The organism is Dolichospermum circinale AWQC131C (assembly GCF_000426905.1).
GTDB classification, from domain to species: Bacteria; Cyanobacteriota; Cyanobacteriia; order Cyanobacteriales; family Nostocaceae; genus Dolichospermum; species Dolichospermum circinale.
In genome coordinates, this window is record NZ_KE384616.1 from 9,597 (window position 1) to 17,224 (window position 7,628).

The following is a 7,628-nucleotide window of genomic DNA, read 5'->3' on the forward strand; positions in this document are numbered from 1 at the left end:
GAAGTAATTACCATGAGCAGACTTGATGAATACTTTCTTATATGCAACAGGTTGAGAAGGAGTACCTTGAGATTGAGCTACAACAGGAGGAACACGATCTACCCAAATCATCGTTTTAGGTTGAACACCATTTTTATGAAGTGCTTCACTAGCCAATCCTTTACCTACTCGCCAATCCCAATTTGATTGAAATTCACCATAAGAATATTCGTAGGTTTTTCCATCCTCAGTTTCTGTAAAATAAATCTTCTGTTCTGATGCAGAAAAACCATTGACAACAACCCAGTGCATTATAGGCCAAGTTGTTCCAAAATGCTTATCAGAACCAACACGAAGAAGAACAATAACAGGTTTACCCTGGCGCAACAAACCAAGAAGTTTATTAAAATCAGCTTTTCTTTCTAACTTAACATTATCGCCTTCCCATCTTTTCATCACATCTCTAAGTGCATGGGGAGTTGTTCCTGTACGAATATCCACTCTTCTCTTTCTAAAGGGATCTCCTAATGTTGGTGCGCGAACTGTAAATGAAGGGGGGATAACAAAATCCTTATTAACAGCACCTACTAAAGTACCACGATTCACATTATGCCCATAAAAATTCATAACTCTTGCAGCAGAAGTTGGACCACAACTCCAATTATCATTTTGATTACCAGTTTGTGGCATATCCATCCAAACATAATCATTTCTGATAGTAATTGCGGCTTCAGCTTTGGAATCATTAAATGATGCAGATGTAAAAGGAATAATATTTACACCTGATACTGTTAATACTATTGTTAAACTCAAGGTGGTCAAAAACTTAGATGATTTCATCATGCAAAATTGGTAGTGATGTAATTAAATAAATGTTAATCACTGAAATCCTAGCTTATAACATTTAGATATTGCGCTCTCGCAATATTCTATTTTATACTGTCTTTTGCTACAAAATATTAAGCAAATGTATTAAAATAGCTTAAAATGATACGTAAAAATATGCTATAATTACTCAAGCCCTTACGATCCTTAAATTTTATGGATGTTGCAGAAATTTTACAATTTGCAGATCAATTGATCTTAAATAAGACAGGTAAACGTTTAGATGATCTGCAAAAAACCGTAATTACAGGAGTTTATAATGGAAAAGCTTATCAAACAATTGCCAACGAGTGTAATCGTAGCGAAAGTCGGGTTAGAAGTGTTGGACGTAAACTATGGCAAATTTTATCGGAATCTTTAGGAGAAGATGTTAATAAGCATAATTTTTGCTGGACTATAGAAAGAATAGCAAATAGTCACAATAACAATATATTGTCCAACCACTTAGGAAATAAGAATATTAACTACTGCTATAACAATAATCAAGATCAAGAATCTTTTAAAAATACAGAACAAAGTATTAATAATAAATGCGATCACGATTTAACCCTCGCTCCTAAAATAATCAACTTTCGTAACAGAGAATCTGAGTTACAAACTCTTTCTAACTGGATATTTAATCAAAATACCCCTTTAATCTCAATCTTAGGATTATCAGGAATTGGTAAAAGTTACTTAGTAAGAAGATTCATAGATTTAAACCTAGATCAATTTGAAGTAATTATTTGGAAACCTCTAAAATATCCTAAACCCTTAAATCTACTAATTAACGACTTATTAAATACTTGTGAACAAGAACCTAAAGAAACTATAGACGATAAATTGAAACAATTATTTGATATTCTCACTGATAGAAAATGTTTAATGATCCTTGATGATGTGCAGAATATCTTTATTAATGGTCAATTTGCAGGACAATATCAAACTGAATACAAAGATTATCAAAAATTTTTTACAATGATTACAGAAGTTGAACATCAAAGTCATATCATCTTAATTAGTCAAGAACAGTGCCCAGAAATGGAATGTTTAGACGAGGAATTATATCCTATTAGATGTTTAGAATTGTCAGGATTAAACAATACAGATATTTTGAAAAATACAGGATTACAAGATGAGGAAAGCTGGTTAAATTTAATTAAATTATATGAAGGTAATTTGATGTATTTAAAAAATATTACCATGTTAATTAACAAAAACTATGATGGTAAGGTAGCTGATTTTTTAGCTGAGAATACTTTACATATTACCAATCAAATGCAGTCTCATTTCTCAGAGATATTTAACCATTTATCACCACAAGAACAAGAAATAGTATTACAACTGAGTAAATTTAAAAAACCTATTTCCAGGGAAGAGTTAAGACAAATTTTAATAGAAAACTTAAACTTATCGTCAGTTGATTTTAATAATGTTTTACAATCTTTACAACAACGGTATTTAGTCACAAAAATCAAAGAAGAGAAAATTCTGTTTAAATTGTCTCCAGTTTTTCAGGAATATGCAAGAAATTGTTGTAAAGATTGATGATAATTTAAGACACAGCAAATTCTGTCAATTTACGAGTTTCTGGATCATGAAAAGCTAACACAATATCCTCTTTTGGTACACCTTCCCTTAATAACTCAGTTGCAATTCCCTCCTCAGTCCAATCTTCCTCAATGTAAATCTTCTCATTTTTAATTCTCACATAAACCGAAATTGCTTTCACTCTTTTATGATTTTTCCACCCGATATTAAACCAAAGATATTGACTTCTTTGATCATCAAACATTAATACCTCATCTATATCAGGATCAGGTACTTGTGCTGAAATTCTTTCATATTCAGTGAGGATTTGTTTGATTATATTTTGATAATTATTTACCTTGTCCATTTGATAATCTCCTCTTTATTAATATCAACAACCAACAGTGAAACTTGATATTTTTGTAAAATTAATTCAATCGCAACTTGTTCAAAAAACTTCTCATAAATCTTTTCACCAATTGCTAAATAAACTTTATACTCAGGATGAGTCAGAGAAAGAAAGGTTTGATAAATGAGATATTGTCCTAACGCTGTTTCAAATTCTCGCATGGGAGAACGACTCAGAAAACTTTTAATTTCAATAACTATTTTTTCTCCTTCTCTGGTTGCGGAAATTGTTTTTTCACCAGCTAAATCAGCAAGTAATTTAACTTCTTCATATTTAATTGGATATGGATCAAAAGTAATTATCCAACCATCTTTAATTAAAGCATTTTTCACCGCTTCATGGCAAGTATCCTTTGCTGGCATTGTTTACCCCGATAAAAAACTATTATAACATTCAGGTGAGTCCACAAAGAACTCACCCCAATTACATTATACCAAAGCAGCCTGATCCTCCTTACTAATCACCCTACCTTCATCCTCAAAACCAACAATTTGATCAAAATTCAAATACCGATACAAATTATCAGCAAAAGGATTAATTTTCTCCCCTACAATCTCCATATATTCCTTAACTGTAGGAATACGTCCCAACAACGCACAAACCGCCGCCAATTCCGCCGAACCTAAATACACTTGAGCGCCTTTTCCCATGCGATTATTAAAATTACGAGTTGAGGTAGAAAACACTGTTGTATTATCTTCCACTCGCGCTTGGTTTCCCATACATAAACTGCATCCAGGAATCTCAGTTCTCGCATTCGCACCTACAAAAACATCATACACTTTTTCTACTTTTAATTGATGTTCATCCATTCTTGTGGGAGGTGCAATCCATAACCGCGCTTTTACCGCACCTGCACCTTCTAAAACCTTAGCTGTTGCTCGATAATGTCCGATATTGGTCATACAAGAACCAACAAAAACTTCCTGTACTGGATCATTCGCAACTTCTGATAATAACTTAACATTATCAGGGTCATTCGGTGCAGCTACAATTGGTTCTTTGATTTCGTTTAAATCAATCTCAATTACTTCTGCATATTCGGCATCTGCATCTGCTGATAATAATACAGGATTGGCTAACCATTCCTCCATTTTTGCCACGCGCCGCAGGATGGTTCTGGCATCACTATAACCCCGTGCTACCATGTTTTTTAACAGAGCAATATTGGAACGCAAATATTCTGCTATTGTCTCTTCACTTAACTTAATTGTACAACCTGCACAAGAACGTTCGGCGGAAGCATCTGTTAATTCAAATGCTTGTTCTACTTTCAAATTTGGTAATCCTTCAATTTCCAAAATACGCCCGGAAAAAACATTTTTCTTGTTCTGTTTTTCCACGGTTAATAATCCTTTTTGCATAGCTACATAAGGAATTGCATTCACAATATCTCTCAAGGTAATTCCTGGTTGCAATTCTCCTTTAAAACGGACTAATACTGATTCTGGCATATCTAAGGGCATTACACCCAATGCACCAGCAAAGGCCACTAAACCAGAACCCGCAGGAAAGGATATACCCAACGGAAAGCGGGTATGGGAGTCTCCTCCTGTTCCCACTGTGTCGGGTAATAACATCCGGTTTAACCAGGAGTGAATGATACCATCACCAGGACGCAAAGCCACGCCACCACGAGAAGAAATGAAGTCTGGTAGTTCTTGATGGGTTTTGATATCTACCGGTTTGGGATAAGCGGCTGTGTGACAGAAACTTTGCATTACTAAGTCTGCACTGAAACCTAAACAAGCGAGTTCTTTTAACTCGTCTCTAGTCATTGGTCCTGTGGTGTCTTGAGAACCCACTGTGGTCATGATTGGTTCGCATGATGTCCCCGGACGTACTCCTGGTAAACCAGAGGCTTTACCGACCATTTTCTGCGCCAATGTGTAGCCTTTTCCGGTGTCGGTTGGTGCTTGAGGACGGATAAATAAATCGCTGGGTGCTAAACCCAAGGCTTGACGGGTTTTGTCGGTGAGGGTACGGCCAATTAATAGGGGAATGCGGCCACCTGCGCGAACTTCGTCTAAAATGGTGTCAGGTTTGAGGCTGAAGGTGGAAATTACTTCTCCTGCGGCATTGGTAACTTCACCTTTGTAGGGGTAGATGGTAATTACGTCACCAGTTGCCATTTTTGTGACATCGCATTGTATAAGTAAAGCTCCCGCATCTTCGGCGGTGTTAAAAAAGATAGGTGCGATCGCACTACCCAAAATATAGCCTCCAGCCCGTTTATTTGGTACAAAGGGGATATCATTACCTAAATGCCATAATACAGAATTGATCGCAGATTTACGAGATGAACCTGTACCCACCACATCACCGACATAGGCCACAGGATGTCCTTTTTTCTTTAAGTCTGCAATGGTTTCTAAACTTCCCGGTTGTCGGGTTTCTAACATTGCTAAGGCGTGTAAAGGAATATCTGGACGAGTTGTAGCGTGGGTTGCTGGTGATAAGTCGTCAGTGTTAGTTTCTCCGGGAACTTTGAAAACCGTGACGGTGATAGATGCTGGTAATGTGGGACGAGTGGTAAACCATTCCGCTGCGGACCAGGAGTCTACGACTTTTTTAGCGTACTTGTTGGTTTTTGATAGTTCTAATACATCATGAAACGCATCATAAACTAACAGTATTTTGCTCAATGCTATTGCTGCGGTTTCTGCTACCGGGGAAGAGAGTAAATCAATTAAGGATTGAACGTTATAACCGCCTACCATTGTTCCCAGTAATTCTACTGCTTCGATAGCAGAGACTAAAGGACTGGTAATTTCTCCTTTAGCAATAGCAGTAAGAAATCCGGCTTTAACGTAAGCTGCTTGATCTACTCCGGGGGGAATGCGATCGCGTAATAAATGTAATAATAACTCTTCCGTACCTGGGGCAGGATTTTTCAGTAATTCACATAATTCTGAAGTTTGTAATGCGTCTAATGGTAAAGGGGGAATACTGAGTTGGGCGCGTTCTTGGGTGTGTTGTTGGTATTCTGCTAACATGATTTAGCCTTTCTCCTGCTATGTCTTGTTTTCTTTATTTTATTGTAAGGGAATTGTTACAGGAGTTACTGGTAAACGAATTTGTCAGAAATAGACAGTTTATAGTTATAATCTGAACAGTAAAGTTTACATTAGGTAGGTTACTATGGTGACAAAACAAATAATTCAAGAGAAATTAGAAGGTTTAACTCAAGAAGAACTTAATCAAGTTTATGGATTAATTGAACAACTAAGTAGTGCAGAAAAGCCAGTTAAAAAGCCCAGTATAATGTCTAAATTAAGAAAGATTTATATTGATGCTCCTGAAGATTTTTCTGTTAAACTTGCGATTAGCTTTGGGAGAGATGTAAGTGAGGAGTAAAATTTTTGCTGATACTTGGTTTTTTGTTGCTTTAATCAAAAGGAGTTGTGAATAATGAAGGTGAAAAAAGAAGAAATTAAAGCCATGATTCTCCAATTTCCTGTAGAAGAAATTAATGAATTAATTGCAGAAATTAGAAAAGTATTGGAAATAAGAGAATTTATGAAATTAGCAGAAACAGGATTTACGGAGTGGAATGATCCAGAAGAGCATATTTATAATGATGAAACCGAAGATTCATGAAATTTGGTTAGTTTCCTTTCCTTTTAGCGATTTAAGCAGTAATAAACTTAGACCTGCTTTAGTTGTTGCTATTCACAGAGAAGAAGTAATTATTTTGGGAATTTTCTCAAAAATACCTGATGGTGATTTACGAGATACTTGGGTTTTAATCTCTGATAAAGACGATGAATTTCAGGAAACTGGACTGAAAAAAAGCTCAATAATTAGGAGTGATAAAATAGCAACTGTGAATCAGTCTGTTTTTCAGAAAAGATTAGGTATCTTATCACCAATGTTCATAGAAAAAGTAAATTTAACTTTGAAAATCTCTCTTAATTTAGGTGATTAAAGTTAAACATGATTCTGAAACTCGGAAGTTTACAGATTTTGCTGTAGCCTAAATTGAAAAGTGATGTTATTATAGTTACAAAGAAAATAAATTTAATACTTTTAATTGAGGTGCTTAGTCTATGTTTCCAATGAAAATTGAGAGAAAACCCGAAATTTAAACCAGAATATTTTAACATAGACTTATCCACATTAGAAGCTGAAAAAACCACAGTAAAAGCAATTGAATATGCTCAATTACTTGATGATGCTGTGCAAATAGGAGTTAGTGTACAGAAAGAAATGAGGAAATTACAAGGTAAGCGTTAAAAGTCTGGTTTGAATGTAGGTAAACCGGGATTAGATGATTTAAAATAACCCCATCCTGTAAATCCTCAAATCCTCTAAATCCTGATTTTGACAATATGCTATAATCTACCTAATGATTTAGGAGTAAAATCAATGCTACAAATCAACAAAAACTACGTATTAGACCAAAATCAAAAACCAATAGCGGTACAAATTCCTATTACCGAATTTGAACAAATCGAAGAAATCTTAGAAAACTATGGATTAGCAAAACTGATGGAAGAAGTAGAAACGGATGAAGTTCTCTCTAAAAATGAAGCTATCAAATATTTACAAATCCTGAAAAATAACAATGTGGAAAGTTGAATATACAAAGAAATTTTTAAAAGAATTAGCATCTTTACCCAAAGATGAAAGGTTACAAAGATAAATACAAAATCAGAGTAGGAGATTATAGAATAGGTTTAACTCTTGATCAAGAAAATCAAACTATTTTATGTCAAAGAGTTGCACATCGTAGCGAAATCTATAAAATTTTTCCTTGATTTACAATAGTACAATTGCTATTTTACAGGGGTTTCCGCTCTTATGAGGTACATCTTAAGCCCCCTCCTCGCTTGCGGGGAGGGGG

The 7,628-nt window shown here is 35.1% G+C and carries 11 protein-coding genes; 7 read left to right on the forward strand and 4 right to left on the reverse strand.

The window, feature by feature from the left end; genetic code table 11:
• The coding region (locus tag ACIR131C_RS0112700) for a C39 family peptidase (RefSeq protein WP_155963108.1) at positions 1 to 822 on the reverse strand (822 nt) is incomplete at its 3' end.
• A 198-nt stretch (positions 823 to 1,020) separates the two neighbouring features.
• Between ACIR131C_RS0112700 and ACIR131C_RS0112705 the strand changes: the two genes are divergently transcribed.
• The gene (locus ACIR131C_RS0112705; protein WP_028090502.1) at positions 1,021 to 2,391 is read left to right on the forward strand and encodes a helix-turn-helix domain-containing protein; all 1,371 of its coding nucleotides are present in this window, start codon (positions 1,021 to 1,023) and stop codon (positions 2,389 to 2,391) included.
• Between the two features lie 7 nt (positions 2,392 to 2,398).
• Here the strand turns inward: ACIR131C_RS0112705 and ACIR131C_RS0112710 are convergent, their stop codons facing one another.
• The 3 genes from ACIR131C_RS0112710 to acnB all read right to left on the reverse strand — a co-directional run bounded on the left by ACIR131C_RS0112710 (position 2,399) and on the right by acnB (position 5,778).
• Positions 2,399 to 2,740 carry a XisI protein gene (locus ACIR131C_RS0112710; protein ID WP_028090503.1) on the reverse strand — a complete coding sequence of 114 codons (342 nt, stop codon included), beginning with the start codon at positions 2,738 to 2,740 and terminating at the stop codon, positions 2,399 to 2,401.
• Positions 2,728 to 3,144 carry a XisH family protein gene (locus ACIR131C_RS0112715; protein ID WP_028082815.1) on the reverse strand — a complete coding sequence of 139 codons (417 nt, stop codon included), beginning with the start codon at positions 3,142 to 3,144 and terminating at the stop codon, positions 2,728 to 2,730. The genes ACIR131C_RS0112710 and ACIR131C_RS0112715 overlap by 13 nt, the downstream gene beginning before the upstream one ends.
• A 66-nt stretch (positions 3,145 to 3,210) precedes the next feature.
• Entirely contained in the window at positions 3,211 to 5,778 is a 2,568-nt protein-coding gene (gene acnB / locus ACIR131C_RS0112720) for a bifunctional aconitate hydratase 2/2-methylisocitrate dehydratase (protein ID WP_028090504.1), read from the reverse strand.
• 145 nt (positions 5,779 to 5,923) lie between these two features.
• Here acnB and ACIR131C_RS0112725 point away from each other — a divergent pair, with 145 nt between their 5' ends.
• From ACIR131C_RS0112725 to ACIR131C_RS22670, 6 genes are all read left to right on the forward strand, one after another.
• Positions 5,924 to 6,139, forward strand: a complete 216-nt coding sequence (locus ACIR131C_RS0112725) for a hypothetical protein (protein WP_028082813.1) — start codon at positions 5,924 to 5,926, stop codon at positions 6,137 to 6,139.
• A gap of 54 nt (positions 6,140 to 6,193) precedes the next feature.
• Entirely contained in the window at positions 6,194 to 6,382 is a 189-nt protein-coding gene (locus tag ACIR131C_RS0112730; protein WP_028082812.1) for a hypothetical protein, read from the forward strand.
• Positions 6,360 to 6,710 carry a type II toxin-antitoxin system PemK/MazF family toxin gene (locus ACIR131C_RS0112735; RefSeq protein ID WP_196803160.1) on the forward strand — a complete coding sequence of 117 codons (351 nt, stop codon included), beginning with the start codon at positions 6,360 to 6,362 and terminating at the stop codon, positions 6,708 to 6,710. The genes ACIR131C_RS0112730 and ACIR131C_RS0112735 overlap by 23 nt, the downstream gene beginning before the upstream one ends.
• A gap of 137 nt (positions 6,711 to 6,847) precedes the next feature.
• A complete protein-coding gene (locus ACIR131C_RS25575; RefSeq protein ID WP_155963104.1) occupies positions 6,848 to 7,018 on the forward strand; it encodes a hypothetical protein in 171 nt (56 codons plus the stop codon).
• Positions 7,019 to 7,150: 132 nt separating this feature from the next.
• Positions 7,151 to 7,363, forward strand: a complete 213-nt coding sequence (locus ACIR131C_RS0112745; protein WP_028082810.1) for a hypothetical protein — start codon at positions 7,151 to 7,153, stop codon at positions 7,361 to 7,363.
• A 44-nt stretch (positions 7,364 to 7,407) separates the two neighbouring features.
• Positions 7,408 to 7,542: a type II toxin-antitoxin system RelE family toxin gene (locus ACIR131C_RS22670; RefSeq protein WP_231395457.1), complete on the forward strand. Its 135-nt coding sequence runs from the start codon at positions 7,408 to 7,410 to the stop codon at positions 7,540 to 7,542.
• Positions 7,543 to 7,628: the final 86 nt, after the last annotated feature.